Source organism: Mangrovihabitans endophyticus (assembly GCF_014646155.1).
Lineage (GTDB): Bacteria > Actinomycetota > Actinomycetes > Mycobacteriales > Micromonosporaceae > Actinoplanes > Actinoplanes endophyticus.
On the sequence record NZ_BMMX01000011.1, the window covers coordinates 22,492 to 40,711 of the forward strand.

The 18,220-nt window shown below is 69.3% G+C and carries 16 protein-coding genes; 9 read left to right on the top strand and 7 right to left on the bottom strand.

Annotation, left to right across the window (positions count from 1 at the left end):
• Positions 1–214: 214 nt before the first annotated feature.
• Both murJ and IEY73_RS14555 read right to left on the bottom strand, forming a co-directional pair.
• Positions 215–1,993: a murein biosynthesis integral membrane protein MurJ gene (murJ, locus tag IEY73_RS14550; RefSeq protein WP_189079736.1), complete on the bottom strand. Its 1,779-nt coding sequence runs from the start codon at positions 1,991–1,993 to the stop codon at positions 215–217.
• 49 nt (positions 1,994–2,042) lie between these two features.
• The gene (locus tag IEY73_RS14555) at positions 2,043–2,936 is read right to left on the bottom strand and encodes a hypothetical protein (RefSeq protein WP_189079737.1); all 894 of its coding nucleotides are present in this window, start codon (positions 2,934–2,936) and stop codon (positions 2,043–2,045) included.
• Between the two features lie 49 nt (positions 2,937–2,985).
• Between IEY73_RS14555 and IEY73_RS14560 the strand changes: the two genes are divergently transcribed.
• Together IEY73_RS14560 and IEY73_RS14565 are read left to right on the top strand one after the other, a co-directional pair.
• Positions 2,986–4,416: a CCA tRNA nucleotidyltransferase gene (locus IEY73_RS14560; protein WP_189079738.1), complete on the top strand. Its 1,431-nt coding sequence runs from the start codon at positions 2,986–2,988 to the stop codon at positions 4,414–4,416.
• 45 nt (positions 4,417–4,461) lie between these two features.
• The gene (locus IEY73_RS14565; protein ID WP_189079739.1) at positions 4,462–4,920 is read left to right on the top strand and encodes a methylated-DNA--[protein]-cysteine S-methyltransferase; all 459 of its coding nucleotides are present in this window, start codon (positions 4,462–4,464) and stop codon (positions 4,918–4,920) included.
• 22 nt (positions 4,921–4,942) lie between these two features.
• On the opposite strand, the gene IEY73_RS14570 is transcribed toward IEY73_RS14565, so the two are convergent.
• The 3 genes from IEY73_RS14570 to IEY73_RS14580 all read right to left on the bottom strand — a co-directional run bounded on the left by IEY73_RS14570 (position 4,943) and on the right by IEY73_RS14580 (position 7,533).
• A complete protein-coding gene (locus IEY73_RS14570; protein WP_189079740.1) occupies positions 4,943–5,542 on the bottom strand; it encodes a hypothetical protein in 600 nt (199 codons plus the stop codon).
• A gap of 277 nt (positions 5,543–5,819) precedes the next feature.
• The gene (locus IEY73_RS14575; protein WP_189079741.1) at positions 5,820–6,899 is read right to left on the bottom strand and encodes an inositol-3-phosphate synthase; all 1,080 of its coding nucleotides are present in this window, start codon (positions 6,897–6,899) and stop codon (positions 5,820–5,822) included.
• A 19-nt stretch (positions 6,900–6,918) separates the two neighbouring features.
• A complete protein-coding gene (locus IEY73_RS14580; RefSeq protein ID WP_189079742.1) occupies positions 6,919–7,533 on the bottom strand; it encodes a PadR family transcriptional regulator in 615 nt (204 codons plus the stop codon).
• A 146-nt stretch (positions 7,534–7,679) separates the two neighbouring features.
• Here IEY73_RS14580 and IEY73_RS14585 point away from each other — a divergent pair, with 146 nt between their 5' ends.
• The 3 genes from IEY73_RS14585 to IEY73_RS14595 all read left to right on the top strand — a co-directional run bounded on the left by IEY73_RS14585 (position 7,680) and on the right by IEY73_RS14595 (position 12,893).
• Positions 7,680–8,147, top strand: a complete 468-nt coding sequence (locus IEY73_RS14585; RefSeq protein WP_189079743.1) for a DUF5318 domain-containing protein — start codon at positions 7,680–7,682, stop codon at positions 8,145–8,147.
• A 189-nt stretch (positions 8,148–8,336) separates the two neighbouring features.
• Positions 8,337–11,234, top strand: coding sequence for a transglycosylase domain-containing protein (locus IEY73_RS14590; RefSeq protein ID WP_189079744.1), 2,898 nt, complete (start codon positions 8,337–8,339; stop codon positions 11,232–11,234).
• Between the two features lie 156 nt (positions 11,235–11,390).
• Positions 11,391–12,893, top strand: coding sequence for a glycosyltransferase family 87 protein (locus IEY73_RS14595; protein ID WP_189079745.1), 1,503 nt, complete (start codon positions 11,391–11,393; stop codon positions 12,891–12,893).
• A gap of 51 nt (positions 12,894–12,944) precedes the next feature.
• Here IEY73_RS14595 and IEY73_RS14600 read toward each other — a convergent pair whose 3' ends face one another.
• Both IEY73_RS14600 and IEY73_RS14605 read right to left on the bottom strand, forming a co-directional pair.
• Positions 12,945–14,843 carry a hypothetical protein gene (locus IEY73_RS14600; protein ID WP_189079746.1) on the bottom strand — a complete coding sequence of 633 codons (1,899 nt, stop codon included), beginning with the start codon at positions 14,841–14,843 and terminating at the stop codon, positions 12,945–12,947.
• Between the two features lie 36 nt (positions 14,844–14,879).
• A complete protein-coding gene (locus IEY73_RS14605) occupies positions 14,880–15,656 on the bottom strand; it encodes a deoxyribonuclease IV (protein WP_189079747.1) in 777 nt (258 codons plus the stop codon).
• A gap of 106 nt (positions 15,657–15,762) precedes the next feature.
• Between IEY73_RS14605 and IEY73_RS14610 the strand changes: the two genes are divergently transcribed.
• The 4 genes from IEY73_RS14610 to rpsR all read left to right on the top strand — a co-directional run bounded on the left by IEY73_RS14610 (position 15,763) and on the right by rpsR (position 18,215).
• The gene (locus IEY73_RS14610) at positions 15,763–16,767 is read left to right on the top strand and encodes a hypothetical protein (protein ID WP_189079748.1); all 1,005 of its coding nucleotides are present in this window, start codon (positions 15,763–15,765) and stop codon (positions 16,765–16,767) included.
• A gap of 285 nt (positions 16,768–17,052) precedes the next feature.
• Positions 17,053–17,343 carry a 30S ribosomal protein S6 gene (gene rpsF, locus IEY73_RS14615; RefSeq protein WP_189079749.1) on the top strand — a complete coding sequence of 97 codons (291 nt, stop codon included), beginning with the start codon at positions 17,053–17,055 and terminating at the stop codon, positions 17,341–17,343.
• A gap of 69 nt (positions 17,344–17,412) precedes the next feature.
• Entirely contained in the window at positions 17,413–17,952 is a 540-nt protein-coding gene (locus IEY73_RS14620; protein ID WP_189079750.1) for a single-stranded DNA-binding protein, read from the top strand.
• A 23-nt stretch (positions 17,953–17,975) separates the two neighbouring features.
• Complete coding sequence (gene rpsR, locus IEY73_RS14625) at positions 17,976–18,215, top strand: 30S ribosomal protein S18 (RefSeq protein WP_007073789.1); 240 nt, start codon at positions 17,976–17,978, stop codon at positions 18,213–18,215.
• The last annotated feature ends 5 nt before the right edge of the window (positions 18,216–18,220 follow it).

Genomic DNA, 18,220 nt, shown 5'->3' on the forward strand with positions numbered 1-18,220 from the left:
CTGCCCGCCCGTGGTGGTTCACCGCGGGTCGCGGACCCCCGGCACGATACGGTCGATGGTGCTGGTGCGGTCGTGTCCATAGCGACCATACCCGCCCGCGGCTACGAGGCCACAGGTCATCCCCTGGCGCGGCCTCGCCCCGCGCCTGCCTGCGCACGCACGGATGAGCGGGAAGTCGCAGCTCATCGAGTTTTCCACAGCTTGTGCACAGGGCTCAACGGCCGAGCTTGCGGCGGACCGTCCCGACAACCTGTCCGACCTCACGGACCCGCAACATGGTCGCGGCGACGAGGTAGGTGATCATGATCGCGGCGCCGCCGACCGCGAGTCGCACGAAGGCCTCCGTCCGGTCCGGGGTGTCGCCACCCGGCAGCAGACCCACGATCAGCCAGCCCACCAGCGCGGCGGCCAGCGCGGCGGCGAGCACCTTCGCCAGACCGGCCACCATCGAGCCGAGGTCGAGGCGGCCGATCCGGCGGCGCAACACGGCCAGCGAGATCAGCGCGGACAGCACGTAGGACAAGGCGTTGCCGAAGGTCATTCCGGCGGCCGCGAGGCTCTGCGGCAGCACCACGAAGAACACCAGGTACGCCGCGATCCGCAAGCCCACCACCGGCAGGTTGATCAGGGCGACGGTCTTGTTGCCCTTGAGCGAGTAGAACGCGTACGTGCAGAGATAGCTGATGGACAACGGCATGACCGCGAACGCGGCCACCGCCAGGACGTCGCCCGTCGCGTACGCCGTACGCGGCAGATAGGCGCCGCCCTGGAAGAGGAAGACGGCAATCGGGGTGCCCAGCACGCCGTAGACCACCGCGATCGGGGCGAGCGCCGCCGCGGTGAGCCGGATGCCCCGGCTGAGGTCGGCGCTCACGTCGGCGAATCGGCCCTCGGCCGCCGCCGCGCTCATCTTGGGCAGCAGGGCGGTCATCACCGACACCCCGATGATGCCGTGCGCCATCATGGTCAGCAGGTAGACGTTGTTGAAGGCGAGCACGCTGGCGCCGGTCTTACCGGACACCCGGCTGAGCAGGTTCACCACCACGAAGACGGCGATCTGGTTGGCCGTCACGTAACAGAGCATCCATCCGGCCAGCCGCCCGATCTCGCCAAGGCCGAGGCCGCGCGGATCCCACCACCACTTCCATCGGAATCCCACCCGACGCAGGGCCGGCAGCAGCCCCGCGGCCTGGGTGATCATGCCCAGCAGGGTGCCGCCGCCGATCAGCGCGATCCGGCCGGGTGTCATGTCGGCCGGGTCCAGGCCCTTGGCCGTACCGAAGGTGACGATGAAGATCCCGCAGGTCGCGATGACGACGAGGTTGTTCAGGATCGGTGCCCACATCGGCGCGGCGAAGTGTCCCCGCACGTTGAGCACTGCCGCGATCAGACCGGACAGGCCGGTGAAGAAGATGATCGGCAGCATCAGGTACGCCAGCGCGGTGACCAGGTCCCGATAGTCGCCGGGCGCGTTGCCCGACTGGATCAACGTGATCACCGGGGCGGCGAGCACCACCAGGGCGGTGGCCACGCCCAGGCTGACCACGGCGAAGGTGAGCAGCTTCTGGGTGTACGCCTGGCCGCGGTCCGGCTCCACCTGCCGCCGCCGGACCAGCAACGGGATCAGCACGCTGGACAGGATGCCGCCGAGCAACAGCTCGTAGAGCTGGGACGGAAGGAAATAGGCGCTGGTGTACGCGTCGCCGATGCCGGCGCCCAGGGTCATGCCGATCAGCATGTTGCGGACGAAGCCGATCAACCGGCTGACCATGGTGCCGATCGCCATGATCGCGCTCTGTCCGGTGGTGCCGGAACCCTCGTCCGAGCCGCCCGGCTCGGACGGCGCCGGCGGATCCTGCGGCGGCAACGCCTGGTCCTGTGCGGCGCCGGCGCCGGGCACCGGTTCGTCGTCGATCGAGATCAGCGTCGCGCCGTCACCCGGCGGCGGATCACCGTCGGCCGCGTGCGCGCTCCGGTACAACCCACCGGTCACACCAGCCTCCTGTCGTCCGGCACCGAACGCTCACGATAGTGGCCGCGCCTCACACGTGGCGGCGCAGGAGGGTGCCGGGGACGGCGCCGGCCAGGGTCTCCACCATCCAGCACGCCTCCAGCGGCACCAACGGCTCGCTCAACGCGTCCAGCACCGTCGGATGATCACAGCCCGCTTCGGTCAGCGCGCCCAGCAGGTCTGTGACCGGGCGCAGATCGCCGGTGTCCGCGATGTGCCGGGCCAGCGGACGGGTGCCGGAGTACATCCCGTCATGCGGCACGCGGGACAGTTTGCCGGCGGCCAGGCGCATCAGGTCGGCCAGGCCCTCGTGCGGGAAACGGGAATCCGCACGGACCTCCGGGCCGCCGGAGGCCGGAGCCGCGTACGCCGCGATGGTCGCCTCGTCCAGCACATGGGGTGACGGCACCGGTGGTTGCGGCCACCAGCTCTCCGCGGCGAACAGCGGCAGCGGGGTCTGCTCGGGCAGGCACGGTGGCGGCGGCGTGACGTCGCGCCGCAGCGACCGGTACGCCACCTCGCGCATCGCCGCGATCGCCTGTTCGTCATCCTCGGCACGGGCCGGCGCGTACGCCGAGAGCAACGCCACCACCAGGCCGGGGTGCGGCAGCGTCGGATCCTCCAACGCGATCAGCCGGGCGCACAGATCGAGTTCGTGCCAGCGCAGCGCCGCCGGGTGCGGGCGTCCGGGCACCGTCCAGCCGAGTTGCACCGGCTCGCTGGACGCCGGCTGACGCAGGCCCAGGGACTGTTCGCCGGTGACCGGATCGACGTCCAGCACCAGCGCGTACCCGCCGGTGACCGGAAAGACGGCACGCAGCGGGGCGTGGTCGAGCGCGTCAGCGTCGTCGCTGCGCAGCCGCGCCCAGAATCGCGGGTCCTCGCTGAGGCGGATCAGTGACTCGGTGACGGGCACGCGGTCCATCCTGCCCGCTGCGTTCTCCCGCTGCCACGACCGATATCCTGGTCATCCCATGTCTGTGTTGAATTCCGCTCAGCGCAACGCCGTCGCGGAGCTGTTGCGGGTCTCCCCTGTCTCGGATGAACTCGGGCGGCGATTCGCCGCGGCCGGCCACGAGTTGCACCTGGTCGGCGGCTCCGTGCGCGACGCGTTGCTCGGCCGCCTCGGCGATGATCTGGACTTCTGCACGGACGCGCGGCCGGAGCAGACGCTCGCCGTGGTGAAGGGGTGGGCGGAGGCGATCTGGGAGACCGGCCGCGAGTTCGGCACCATCGGCGTGCAGAAGGCCGGCTTGCGGATCGAGATCACCACGTTCCGGGCGGAGGCGTACGACGGGATCAGCCGCAACCCGGTGGTGGCCTACGGCGACAACCTGCTGGACGATCTGCGGCGCCGCGACTTCACCATCAACGCGATGGCCGTGTCGGTGCCCGGACACGAGTTCACCGACCCGTACGGGGGTCTGCAGGATCTCGCCGCACGAGTGATCCGGACACCGGATTCGCCCGAAATGTCCTTTGGCGACGATCCACTGCGGATGCTGCGCGCCGCACGCTTCGCGGCAAAGCTCCGGTTCGCCCCCGATCCCGCGGTGGTCGCCGCGATGACCGCGATGGCGGCGGACCTCGACCGGATCACCGCCGAGCGGATCCGTGACGAGTTCACCAAGCTGCTCTGCGGCGCCGACCCGGTCACCGGGTTGCGGATGCTCGTGGACACCGGGCTCGCCGACCGGTTCCTGCCCGAGCTGTCCGGCCTGAAACTGGAGATCGACGAGCACGCCCAGCACAAGGACGTCTACGAGCACACGTTGATCGTGGTCGCCAACGCCGTGCGCCTGGAGAACGGCGGCGCGCCGGACTTCACGCTCCGGATGGCCGCGCTGATGCACGACGTGGGGAAGCCGGCCACCAAGGAGGTCGGCCGCGACGGGCGGGTCAGCTTCCACCACCACGAGGTGGTCGGTGCGCGGCTCACCAAGCAGCGCATGAAGGCGCTGCGATACCCCAAGGACGTCACGTCCGATGTGGTCCAGCTTGTCGCGCTGCACCTGCGCTTCTACGGGTACGGGCGCGGCGAGTGGACCGATTCGGCGGTGCGCCGGTACGTGACCGACGCCGGTGACCTGCTTCCCCGCCTGCATAAGCTCACCCGGTCCGACTGCACCACCCGCAACCGGCGCAAGGCGGCGGCGTTGTCGGCGGACTACGACGCGCTGGAGGCGCGGATCGCGCGGCTGCAGGCCGACGAGGATCTCGCCCGGGTACGCCCGGACCTGGACGGCAACGCGATCATGGAGCTTCTCGGCGTACCGCCCGGACCGGTCGTGGGCCGGGCGTGGAAGCACCTGAAGGAGCTGCGGCTGGAGCGCGGCCCGCTGGCCCGTGAGGAGGCCGAGGCGGAGCTGTTGACGTGGGCGCGCGAGCAGGGACACCTGTCCTGAGTTCGGCGGCGCGGTTCTGTCACACCCTCGGGGCATGATGGGCACATGCGGTTGCTGGTGAGCTCCCCGGTCGGCGCTCTCGGCGTGCACGTCGAGGCGGGCACGGTGGTGGGGGTGCGTTTCGGCGCCACCGCCGGGACGTCCGAGCCGCATCCGGTCCGCGACGAGCTGAATGCCTACTTCGCCGGCGCGCTGACGTCGTTCACGACCCCGATGGAGTTTCGCGGCGGGTCCGCATTCGAGCGCGCGGTCTGGGCCGAGATCGCGCAGATCCCCTACGGCGAGACGGTGACCTACGGCCAGATCGCCACGGCGCTCGGCGACCCCGGTGCCGCACGTGCCGTCGGCACCGCCTGCAATCACAATCCGTTGCCGGTGGTCGTCGCCTGTCATCGCGTGGTGGGCGCGGGCGGCAAGATGGTCGGCTTCGGTGGTGGACTGGACCGCAAACGCCGGCTGCTGGAGCTGGAGGCGCGGGTCACCTTCCAGCGCTCCTGGGGATAGTCAGCCGATCTCACGGGCCGCGTCATTCCAGGTGGCAGGGCCCCTCCGGCGGAAGCGGCGCGACGCTCAACACCGGTTTGCCGCCCGCCATGGTGCCCAGCACACAGGCCCCGCCGGTGGACGCCGCGAAATCGCCGCGGGCGCTGATGTCCGGCTTGAACAGCCCGGCCCGCGCCAGCACCGCCCGGACCGCATCGCGGTCCATCGGTTGCCCGGCGGCCTGGCGCAGCGTCAGCTCGGCCTGCAGCGCGATGACGCAGTCGATCGCGCCGTCCGCCGCCTCGTCGGCGATGTCGCCTCGCCGGGGAATGCCGGACCGCTGGGCCTCGATGACGAGCCGGGCGCGCTCGGCCGGATCACCGAGATCGACGACGCCCGTGCCGGCCGACGACGGGCCGATGGGAGCCGGGGCTGGGCGGTTCGGCGCCGGGCGTGCCGGAGCTGGGCGTGCCGGAGCTGGGCGGGTCATACCGGCGCTCGGCCGACGGATGCTGGTGTTCTGCTGCACGCAGCTCGCCACGCCGGGTCTCGGACGAGACGACAGATAGCCCGGCACCGCCCGCAGCGGTGGGGCGACCGAGGCGTCGGGCACGACACGGGCGAAGGCTGAGACGCGGGCCATCGGGCTCGCCGAAAGATGAACCGTCACCGTCCGGCGGCCCGCCGGCTGTCCGGCCGGATCGGTGCCCGGCCGCGCGCACGATCCCACCACGGCGACGGTAAGCACGAGCGCCGTGGCTGCGGATGCCCTGCGGTGCCTCACCCGCGAGAGCCTAGCGTCCACCCTGGCATCGTCCAAGGTCGATGGAGTGGCCGATTGTCGCTCCGCACACGACGCAGGGGTCGAGCCTGCAGGCTCGACCCCTGTGCGTCCGACCGTCGCGTCGTGGTGCGGAACCTCAGCGCTCGACGTCGCCCTTGATGAAGGCCTCCACGGCCGCCTTCGCGTCGTGGTCGCTGTACTGCTCCGGCGGGCTCTTCATGAAGTAGGAGCTGGCGGACAGGATCGGGCCGCCGATCCCCCGGTCCTTGGCGATCTTGGCGGCACGGAGTGCGTCGATGATCACACCCGCGGAGTTCGGCGAGTCCCACACCTCGAGCTTGAGCTCGGCGTTCAGCGGGGTGTCGCCGAACGAGCGGCCCTCCAGCCGGATGTACGCCCACTTGCGGTCGTCCAGCCACGGCACGTGGTCCGACGGACCGATGTGGACGTCGCTCTTCACCATCTCGTGCGGGATCTGGCTGGTCACCGACTGGGTCTTGGAGATCTTCTTGGACACCAGGCGGTTGCGCTCCAGCATGTTCATGAAGTCCATGTTGCCGCCGAAGTTGAGCTGGTAAGTGCGCAGCAACTCGACACCGCGGTCCTCGAACAGCTTGGCCAGGGCGCGGTGCACGATGGTGGCGCCCACCTGGCTCTTGATGTCGTCGCCGACGATCGGCAGGCCGGCGTCGGTGAACTTCTGCGCCCACTCCGGGTCGGAGGCGATGAACACGGGCAGGGCGTTGACGAACGCGCAGCCGGCGTCGATCGCGGCCTGCGCGTAGAACTTGTCGGCCTCGTCGGATCCGACCGGCAGGTAGGACACCACCACGTCGACCTCGGCGTCGCGCAACGCCTGAGCCACGTCGACCGGCTCCTCACCCGACTCCTCGATGATCTCCCGGTAGTACTGGCCGAGACCGTCGAACGTCGGTCCGCGCTGGACGGTGACGCCGGTCGGCGGCACGTCGCAGAGCTTGATGGTGTTGTTCTCGCTGGCGATGATCGCCTCGGTGAGGTCCATGCCGACCTTCTTGGCGTCCACGTCGAACGCCGCGACGAACTTCACATCGTTGACGTGGTAGTCGCCGAAGGTCACGTGCATGAGACCCGGAACCCGGTCGGTCGGGTCGGCATTGCGGTAGTACTCGACGCCCTGGATCAGGGACGAGGCGCAGTTGCCCACACCAACGACGGCGACGCGGATGGAGCCCATCGCGTTTCCTCCTTGTTCATCACGGCCGGTCCTTCGAGGTGGAGCCGGTGTTACGGGGGTCTCCCGTGGCCGGGTCGGCCGGGGAGCAGGGGGTGCGGCCGGATCGCTCATTGGTGATGAGCTCTTCCAGCCATCGAACCTCGCGCTCGCAGGCGTCCAGTCCATGGCGCTGCAGTTCGAGGGTGTACGCGTCGAGCCGGTCACTGGCCCGCGCGATCACGTCGCGCAGCCCTTCCCGGCGTTCTTCCACACGGCGTCGTCGTCCCTCGAGAATCCGCAGCCGCGTCGCCTGGTCAGTCCGGGCAAAAAAGGCGAAGTGCACACCGAAGCCGGCATCGTCGTACGTTTCCGGGCCCGCTTGAGCGAGCAACTCGGCGAACCGTTCCTTGCCTTCGGCGGTGATTTTGTAGACAACGCGCCCGCGCCGACTGGTGAGGGGCGGCACGATCTCTCCGTCGGCGGTGCCCGCCTCGCCGATCAGTCCGCTCGTCTGCAGGCGCTTGAGCGTGGGGTAGAGCGTGCCGTAGCTGATGGCCGCCCGCAGCGTGCCGAGCTTGGTGGCCAGCTCCTTGCGCAGTTCATAGCCGTGCATCGGGGCCTCTTGGAGGAGGCCGAGAATGGCGAGCTCTAACATGGCCACCTCCTCGATGTATCGGCTCGATACATCGCAACAGTAGATCGCTGGTGAACTTGGTGCAAGGTCGGACTGAAGTGCAATCGCCGCGCCACGCTGCGTGATGGCTGTCGCCGTTGCCGAGTGGACCGCGTACTCTCTTCGCCATGCGAACGCAGCGGCAGATCGTCGACTACTCGCTTCAGAAGCGAGCGCTGTTGCGTGACCTGCACAATGGGCGGATCGGGACACTTGAGGTCTGCGATGCGAGTCCCTACCTGCGAAATGCCGCGAGGTTTCACGGGGAGCCCACCGAGCAACGATGCCCGGTCTGCCGTCGTGACAATCTCACCCTGGTGCACTACATCTACGGCGACGAGCTCAAGCAGTCCGCCGGGCAGGCCCGCAAACTCGCGGAGCTGCCGGTCCTGGCGATGACGTTGCGTGAGTTCCAGGTGTTCGTCGTGGAAGTGTGCCAGTCATGCGCCTGGAATCACCTGGCCGAGCAGTACCGTCTCGGCCGGGACGCCCTGCATGCCGACGAACTGGAACGGGGCGAAGCAGTCAATTCGTCCCCCTCGGGCCGCCACCGCGAGACAGGGTCGTCGTCACATCACCGGGAGGGCCGACGGTGACCGCGCGGCCCCTCGCTAACGTGAATACGACCCCGACCGACACGGGCATCCAGCGCCGCACTCGGTCATCGAAGACATCCGACAGGACGGCTGCGCGGAGGCAGCCCACAACGTCCGCTCGTGGCACTGCCCCGGGAAGCCCCTCCAGGGCTCTCCGGACGGGCCACCGCGACCGGTAGGTGTGACCGCATGAACTCGTACGGCGATCAGCAGTCCCCGCGCGCCCGGGCCCGTGTGCCCGGACCGCCCGCTGCCGCGCCCGACGACGAACCGTCCAGTCCCCGCTTCTCGGACGAGGGCCGTCCCGCACCCGACGCGTACCGCCGCCCGGCCGGCGGCCGAGCCACGGTCGGTGGCTCGGCGCCGCGTGGCTCGGCCTCGGTGGGCTCGGCCTCGGTCGGCGGGCGCGCATCCGTGGGCAACGGGCCCGGCCCAGGAGGCGCCGGCCGGGCTCCGGTCGGCGCCGGCAACGCCTCCGTCGGTGGTCGTGCCGCCGTGGGTGGTCGTGCCGCGGTGGGTGCCCCGCCCGCACCACCCGGTTATCCGGGACACGGCGGCACCGGCGGCCGTGCGTCGGTCGCGCGTGCGGCGGTGCGTCCGGTGTCCCCGGCGGTCGGCGGCGGCCCCGGCCTCGACGGCCCCGACGGTCCGGGCAAGCGCGGCAGCGCTGCCAAGATCCTCAACAAGGCGGCCAAGAAGCGCCGCCGGGCGAACATCCTCACCGCGGCCGCCGCTGTCCTGGTGATCCTGCTGGGCGCCGGCGTGGTCGGCGGCACCTATTTCTTCGACGATGTGGCGCTGCCGTCCCCGAAGACCGAGGACCAGTCCAACGTCATCCTCGACGCCAAGGGCAACACGCTCGCCAAGCTCGGTGACCAGAACCGCACCGTGGTGCCGCAGGCGAAGATCAACATGGTCGTACAGCACGCCGTCGCGGCGGCCGAGGACAAGAACTTCTACACCCACAACGGCATCGACATGAAGGGCATCATCCGTGCCGCGTGGAACAACTTCTCCGGTGGTGACACCCAGGGTGCCTCCACGATCACTCAGCAGTACGCCCGGCATGCGGCCGACCTGAAGGACATCAGCTACAACCGGAAGCTGCGCGAGGCGGTCATCGCCCGCAAGCTCGAATCGACGTACTCCAAAAACCAGATCATGGGGTTCTACCTCAACTACATCTATCTGGGTGAGGGGCGTTACGGCATCGAGGCGGCGGCGCAGGGCTACTTCGGCAAGTCCGTGCTCACTCCGGCGGGTAGCAAGAACGCGATCACGCCGTACGAAGCGGCGGTGCTCGCCTCGATCATCAAGCAGCCCGAACCGACCGCGACGCACGGCGGCTTCGACCCCAACTACAACCTGCCGGACGCCAAGGACCGGTGGGAGTACACGCTGTCGAACATGCTGGAGATGAACTGGATCTCCCAGGCGGAATACGATGCACGCAAGTACCCCGAGGTCAAGAAGCCGAGCACGGGCAAGTGCACGACGTGCGCCGCGGGCAAGCCGGTCGGCATGATCATGCGGCATGTCACCGCCGAACTCCGCTCCATGGGCATCACCGAGCAGGAACAGCAGCGTGGCGGCCTGACCATCACCACGACCATCGACCCCGAGGTGCAGAAGGCCGCGGAAGAGGCGGGTTCGCGCAACAGCAAGAAGTCGGCGATGCACGGCCGGCCGAAGACCTACCAGGCTGCGGTGATCGGTATCGATCCGTCGAACGGCCGAGTTCTCGGCTACTACGGCGGGGACGACCCGGACGGGATCGACTACGGCGGTTACCTCAACGGCGAGGGCTCCGGGTTCAGCGGCTCCGGGCAGTCCCCCGGTTCGACGTTCAAGCTCTATACCCTTGCCGCCGGCTTGAAAGAGGACATCTCCTTCAAGACCACGTGGGACGGCACCAAGAAACGTCCGGACGGCACGAAGATCAATAACGCCGGCGCGGATGACAACTCCGTCTGTGATGGGAAGATCAAGTACTGCGACCTGGAGACGGCGACGATCCGGTCGTACAACTTCCCGTTCTTCTGGATCACCCACGAGATCGGCATGCAGAAGGTGATCCAGGCGGCAAAGGACGCGGGCATCGAGCATCTGGTCAACAACGACGGCAAGATGATCAACCTGGACGACACCGACGACGCCACCTGGGAGAAGAACTTCTCCGACGAGGTCGGGTTCGGCCAGTTCCGGATCATCCCGCTGGAGCACGCCGAGGGTGTCGCGACGATCGTCAACGGCGGGGTGCGGCATGAGGCGCACTTCGTCAAGACCGTGAAGCGCGTCGACGAGAAGACCGGCAAGCTTGTCGCCTACAAGAGCGAGAAGCTGGACGGCAAGCGGGTCTTCCCGGCCGACGAGATGTCCAACCTGGACGGTGTGCTGGCGAAATACCCCGCGCACGCCAAGAACACGCTTCGCAACGGACGCCAGGCGATCGCCAAGTCCGGCACCTGGGAGTACGACGACGGCAAGGACAAGCACGTCGGCAGCGGTGACACCTGGTTCGTGGGTGGCATCCCGCAACTCGCTGCCACGGTCTGGGTCGGCGGTGCGAAGAACAAGGTCGAGTTGCGCGAGGCCGGCGGCGGAGACATGTTCGGTTCGGGCACGCCGGCGCAGATCTGGGAAGACTTCCTCAACGCCGTGACCAAGGCGCTGAACATGAAGCAGGAAAGCTTCCCGGACCGCGTGGAGACCGGCGATCCGAACAGCAAGTACGCCAACGGGCAGCCCCCGCCTCCGCCGCCTGCGGATCCGCAGCCGGACCAGCAGAATCCGGGTTGTCAGTTGTTCCCGCGGCTGTGCCAGAACAACGACGGCGGCAACAACAACGGGAATAACAACGGCAACAATAACGGCAATGACAACGGCAACAACAATGGCAACGGTAATAACAACGGCAACAACAATGGCAACGGCAACAACAACGGTGGGGACAACGGCAACAACAACGGTGGGGACAACGGCGGCGACAACAACGGCGGCGTGACGACGTTCCCGACGTTGCCCAACAACCGGGGCAGCGACAGCGGAGGCGGCGGCGGCGAAGCCGTCCAGAGCCCCGGCGGCTGACCGGACCGCGACGACGGCGGCGGTGCGTGCACATCCCGGATTGGGTGTGCACGCGCCGCCGCCGTCGTCATGTCGGGTATCCGAGACGAGGGCCAGCCGCACGGATCGCTGCCGGGACGGTCGCGGTGCCCCGCCGATGCGGCATGATGCCAAGACATGAGCACCGATTCGCCCCCCGAACCAGACCGCCCCGCCACTTCGGACGGATTCGTGCGCGGCCTCTCCGAGGCCATCGGCGGCCCGTTGGGCGGGCACGCCGCCCGTCCGAGGTCCGGCAAGTTCTGGACGGCGGCGCGGATAGTTCTGGCTCTCTGCTGCCTCACGCTCGCCCTGCACTGGGTGCAGAAGTCGCCGTGCCAGACCGGCGACTGGCAGCAGAACATCCAATACACGCGGTTCTGCTACACCGACGTGCTGGCGCTGTACTACGCCGAGGGCCTCAGCGACGGCGACGTGCCCTACCGCGACCACCCGGTCGAATACCCGGTGGTGACCGGATACTTCATGGGTGCCCTGGGCCTTCCGGTGCACGCGCTCGGCGAGCGGTTCCCGGACATCAACCAGGGGCAATGGTTCTACAACGCCAACGCGGTGGTGCTCTGCGCGCTCGCGGTGGCGACCGCGGCGGTGATCCTCGCCCTGCGACGACGACGGCCCTGGGACGCCGCCATCTTCGCGGTGTCCCCCATCCTGTTCATCACCGCCACGGTCAACTGGGACTTCCTCGCCATCGGGCTGGCCGCCTTCGGATTGCTCGCCTGGGCGAGACGACGTCCGGTAGCGGCGGGGGTTCTCCTCGGCCTGGGCGGTGCGGCAAAGCTGTGGCCGTTGTTCGTGCTGGGTCCGCTGCTGGTGCTGGCGTTGCGGTCGGGACGCCTGCGGGCCTGGGCGTACGCGGTCGTCGGGGCGGTGGCGGCATGGGTGGTGGCCAACGCCCCGGTGTTCCTGCTCTACAGGGATAGCTGGAACCGCTTCTTCGAGCTGAACACCACGAGGCCCATCGACTGGGGCACGTTCTGGTACATCGGGCGCTATGTGGACGGCAAATGGAACAGCGGAGCGGCTGGCGATCGCGGCCCGTTCCAATGGCTCAGCGACCACATCCCCACCCTCAACACCCTCACGTACGCGATCTTCCTGCTCTGCTGCGTCGGCATCGCCGCGCTGTGCCTGTTGGCGCCGCGCCGGCCTCGGCTCGCGCAGGTGGCCTTCCTTGTGGTGGCCGCCTTCCTGCTGTTCAGCAAGGTGTGGTCCCAGCAGTACGTGCTCTGGCTGTTGCCGTTGATCGTGCTGGCCCGTCCGCGGTGGGGGGCCATCCTCGCGTGGACCGTCGCCGAGTTCGGATACTTCACCGCGTTCTATGCGGAGTTGCTCGGCGCCGGCGGCAAATCCGTCGTCCCCGAGGGCACCTTCGTGCTGGCCTCCACCCTGCGCCTGATCACCGTCGCCGTGCTGTGTGGTCTGGTGATCCGGGAGATCTGGAGGCCGGAACTGGACGTGGTGCGGCAGTCCTATGCGGACGATCCCGACGGTGGGGTGCTGGACGACGCACCCGACGCGGACTGGGTCGGCCGGCTGCGCGCGAAGTTCTGGCCGGCCGATGCGGCGGGCGGGACCGCCGGGATGGAGCCGGTCCCGGAGTCCTCGGCGACGACCTAGCAAAGCCAGGGGCCAACCCCGACCGGCCGGGGTGCCGACCGGCCGGGGCCGTCACCTCAGGCGGAACAGCACTCCATCGTCGAGATCTTCGCGGCGGATCCCCAGGGCATCCACCGAGACATCGCCCGCGCGTTCCCACGGCGTACCGACCGCGTCGGAGCGCAGCAGCAGAACCGTGCCGATGCCCCGGCCGCGCAGGTAATCGATGCTGGCGCGGTCCGGGAAGGTAGCCACGGCCGCGCGCAGCCGGGCCTGCTGGGCACCGGCGAACCCGCCACCGCCGTTGGCCACTTGCGGGAACGTCGACGTGGTCCACAACTGAACGGTCTGGTCGCTCAACGCGGCGGTGGGCAGCACGAGCAGCGGGCCGGACGCCGTTCGCATGGCGGCTGGCTGGTCCGGAACGGCGGGATGGGGGGTGGCGTTCCAACCCTCCGCGAGCAGGATCAGCATCGGCACCAGCGTGGCCAGGCGCAGCCACGGGCTGGGCCACGGTGGGATGCGGTGCGCCGTCAGGTGTTCCGCCCGTCGCGTCACTTCGGCGACCGCGCCGGCGGCGAGGATCGCCAGCAGGAGCGTCACCCACAGCATGAGCCGGCCGGGTATGCGTTGCTGGAGCGAGGCCGGAAGGTGGCCGAAGACCGGCAGGTAGGTCCATCGGCCGCCGACGAAGCTGGTGCCCATGGTGAAGATCAGCGAGGCGCCGAGGCCGAGCGCCAGGAAGAGCCGCTGGCGCCACGTCCAGATGGAGAAGACCAATCCGGCCAGCGCGAGGGCGTAGAGCACGAAGCCGGGAAGGAGGGTCATCTCGGCCGGCCAGTCCAGCGCGGAACGCGGCACGGCGTGCGGCAGGCCCCAGAGCCGGGATTCGGCCGGCCCGATGAGCAGGCTGCGCCACGGCGGCGAAAAGAAGGAGATCTCCTCGGTGGCGTGGCCGTCGCCCGGAACACGGAAGTAAGGCACCGCGATCAATGCCGCGACGCCGACCAGGATGAGTGCGCCCAGTCCATCGGCGACGATCAGGCCCCAGCCCAGCACCGGACGCCGAGCGGGTCGCCGGAAGCGCCGGATCGTCGCCGACGTCGCGATGGCGAGCAGGACGCCAGCGAGCACGCCGGCGAAGGGGAGCCCGAGGGCGAATCCGAGGCTGATCTGCCACGTGGCGACCAACCATCCGGCCGCCGCCCAGCCGGCCTGCCGTCGGCGGGGACGGAAGCCGCGCCGCATCGACCAGCCGTGACCGCGTGCCAGCATCGCGAGCGCGAGCGGGATGGCGCCTGCCGAGACGATGTCGAGATGCCCGGCCTGGGCCAGGCGCCAGGGTGCGAAGGCGAAGGCGACCGCGGCTGCCCCGGAGCCGGTGCGTCCCACGCCGAGTTGCCGGACCAGCGCGTATGCCCCGAACACCAGGAGCGCGTGCGCCAGGACGAACAAGATGTTGTAACGCAGCACGGCGGCGACCGGTCCGGTGCCGAGCATGCCGGCCGGCGCGTATCCCAGCAGGCTGTCGCCCCAGGCCAGGCTGTGCGGCGTGGGAAAGTAGGCGTTCGCCTGCCAGAGCCGCACGGGATCGCTCGGCAAGATGTGCCCGATCCAGGCGATCTGCCAGGCCTGCCGCGCCGGATCGTAGATGTCCTGCGGAAGCGTGTGCAACGGGTAACGCAGTGTCGGCCAGGTCATCAGCACGGCCAGGACCAGGGACGCGTACGCCGCAAGCGCCCACTCGTGCACCAGCGCGCGGTGGACCCGGCCCAGCACACGGCGGGCCCGCCCAGGTGCGCGATCGGCGATGGTGGCGAACGCGGTCCACGGATCCGGTGGCGCGCCCTCGGGGCGATCGCTGGGCAGTCGCCGTCGGGGGGCAGGTGCGGTCCGCGCGGCTGGCTGCTCCGCGCCGCCGACGGCCGTGCCGGCCGACGGCGACGCGGACGGCGGCTGCTCGCTCGTCATGCTGCTCCCCATACGACTGCTGAAGGTGTGGACGTCTCAGCTTCCGGCCCGGCCGCGCAGCAGGGCGATGTCCGCTGCCTGTCCGTCGGCGCCGCCCGGAGTCTCCACAATGACCGGTGCGCCGGCCGCACGGATGACGGCGATCACCAACTCCGGATCGATCTTGCCACTGCCGATGTTGTCATGCCGGTCGCGACCGGAGTCGAAGCCGTCCTTCGAGTCGTTGGCGTGGATCAGGTCGATCCGTCCGGTGATGGACTTGACCCGGTCGACGATGCCGAGCAGCTCCTCACCGCCGGCGTGCGCGTGACAGGTGTCCAGACAGAACCCGGCTCCGAACTCGCCCACCGCGTCCCACAGCCGGGCCAGATGGTCGAAGGTGCGGGCCATCGCGTTGTCCCCGCCGGCCGTGTTCTCGATCAGGATGGGCAGGGGCAGGCCACCGTCGGACTCGGCGTATTGAAAGGCCTTGCGCCAGTTGGCGAAACCCGCGTCCAGATCGGCTCCCCCGCCGACGTGCCCACCATGCACGATCAGGCCCTGCGCGCCCAGGTCCGCAGCCGCCTTCGCATGCGCCATCATCAGCTTGCGGCTGGGGATGCGGATCCGGTTGTTCAGCGTCGCCACGTTCACGATGTAGGGCGCGTGGATGTAGACCTCCACGTCCGACGCGCGCAGCGCCTCCGCGTCCGGCCGGGGCTGCGGGGTCTTATAACCCTGCGGATCGGTCAGGAAGAACTGCACCGCGTCCGCTTGGCGTGCGGCGGCGCCGGCGAGGGGGTCGACGGGATCGACATGAGCTCCGATGCGCATGGGAACGAGCCTACGACCCGGCTACGACACATCGATCTCGCGTCACCGCGCGGTCACGGATCTCGTTGACCCGTTGATCACACGGACCCGATCGGGGAGACCTCACATGGCGCGGCAAGTCCGGCACCGGCTGACGGCGGTGGCGCTCGGCGGCCTTCTGATGGGCGCTCCGTTGCTCACCAGCGGCACGGCGAACGCGGCCCAGGGCGGCGGCGCGACGGTGGCGTTCACCGGTGACGCGCTCCTTCCTTTCACCTGCAACAGCCAACCGACCGTCGGAGCCATGACGGTGGCCGCCGACTCCACCGTCCGGGTGCTCAACCGGACCGGGCAGGACGCGGAACTGCGTCTGGCCGGCGCGTGGGCCGGCACCGTGCCGGAGGGCGGAACCGCCGCGGTGATCTTTCACCGCACCACCACGCTGCAGCTGAACCCGAGCTGCCCGAGCGCGAAGCAGTCGCCTCCGGTGCTGGTCACCACCACGGATCCGTCGGTCACTCCGCCGCCGTCGGGCACGACCGACGCGCCTACCGGTGCGGCGGGTTCGAGTCCGCCGTCCCAGTCGGGCGGTTCCCCGTCCTCGGACGGACGGCCGAGCGGTTCGCAGCAGCCGTCGTCGAGCCGCCCGGCGACCGGCGGCGTGAACACCGGCACCGGGGGCGCGCGTGGCGGAGTGTCGAGCGGCGGCCACTCCACCACCCGGCGGACACCGGCCGCGCCCGATTCCCGGGTCCCGACTCCGACGGCGGCTGGGTCGAGCGTCGCTGGGGCGACCGGCGGGTCCGCCACGACGCGGAACTCCACCATGAGCGCCACGGGTGGCGGCGCACCGGTCGAAGTTCCCGCCGCTGCGGAAACTTCGACGCCGACCGATGCCGCATCGGCGTCCGCGGGTGGTGCGAATTCCACCGGCCCCGGCTCCCCCGCTCCGGTGGACGCGGGGCCGGAAGGTGCGTCCCTGGCGGAGCCGGTGGCCACCGCGGGTTCGGTCGCGGACAACCGAGCGGGCGGCTTGCTGGCCGCCGTGGCGCTGGTGTGCGTCTTCGGCGTGGCGACAGGGTTGATACGGTCATTCGTGTCGCTTCGCTCTAGAAGCACCTTTAGCCACTAAAATAGGTCATACAAGACTCCGCGGGGTGGTCGTCGCCGTGCTCATCGGTGTGGTCGTTCCTCCCCAGGTCCCACCCAACGAATGCGGACCGACTGCCCCGCGGCCTTACCGGGCCCCGTCCTGCGACGGGACCCTTTTTGCTGCTCCGAGTGTCCGCGGGTATGCTTCATCGGTTCGCAACGGGTGAGCCGCGGCCGTCTTTGACCGCGGCTTCGTTGCGGGAGACACAAGACCTCCTGCCGCGGAGAGACCGCGGCCGTTCAGCCCACAGGAGGTGAGAACGTCTTGCGTCATTACGAACTCATGGTGATCCTCGACCCCAGTCTCGAGGAGCGCACCGTCGGCCCGTCCCTCGACGCGTACATGAACGTGATCCGGACCGCGGGTGGTTCCGTCGAGAAGCTCGACGTGTGGGGCCGTCGCCGGCTCTCTTACGAGATCAACAAGAAGGCCGAAGGCATCTACGCCGTGGTGGACCTGCAGGCCACCCCCGAGGCCGTGGCCGAGCTGGACCGTCAGCTCCGGCTCAACGAGTCCATCCTGCGTACCAAGGTCATCCGGCCCGAGACCCGCTGACCGTCGTTTTTCGTCAGGGGGCTCTGGAAGTCTCCGACACCAACGACGCCAAGCGGCGAGGAGAAGATCATGGCAGGAGAAACCACCATCACCGTCGTCGGCAACCTGACCGACGACCCCGAGCTGCGCTTCACCCCGTCAGGTGCCGCCGTCGCCAAATTCCGTATCGCCTCGACGCCGCGGACTCTGGACCGGCAGTCGGGTGAATGGAAGGACGGCGAGCCGCTCTTCCTGTCCTGCAACATCTGGCGGGATGCGGCCGAGCACGTCGCGGAGTCGCTGCAGCGCGGTGCTCGCGTGATCGTGCAGGGCCGGCTGCGCCAGAGGTCCTACGAGACTCGTGAGGGCGAGAAGCGCACCGTCTACGAGCTCGAGGTCGACGAGATCGGTCCGTCGCTGCGCTACGCCACGGCGAAGGTGCAGAAGATGAGCAGGTCCGGCGGTGGGGGCTTCGGCTCCGGCGGCGGTAGTCGGCAGTCCGGCGGAGGCGGAGGCGGGGGCGGAGGCGGCAACAACTCGTCCTCCTTCGACGACCCCTGGGCGACCGCTGCCCCGGCCGGCGGCGGTGGCCGCTCCAACTCCTCTTTCGACGACGAGCCTCCCTTCTAGGTCTTTCAGTTCAGGAGTAAGCAATGGCGAAGGCTGCGGCACTGCGCAAGCCCAAGAAGAAGGTGAACCCGCTCGACAAGGACGGGATCACCTACATCGACTACAAGGACACCGCGCTGCTGCGGAAGTTCATCTCGGACCGCGGCAAGATCCGTGCGCGCCGGGTCACCGGCGTTACCTCCCAGCAGCAGCGGCAGATCGCCCGCGCGGTGAAGAACGCTCGCGAGATGGCGCTCCTGCCGTACACGGCGACGGCGCGCTGACGGGG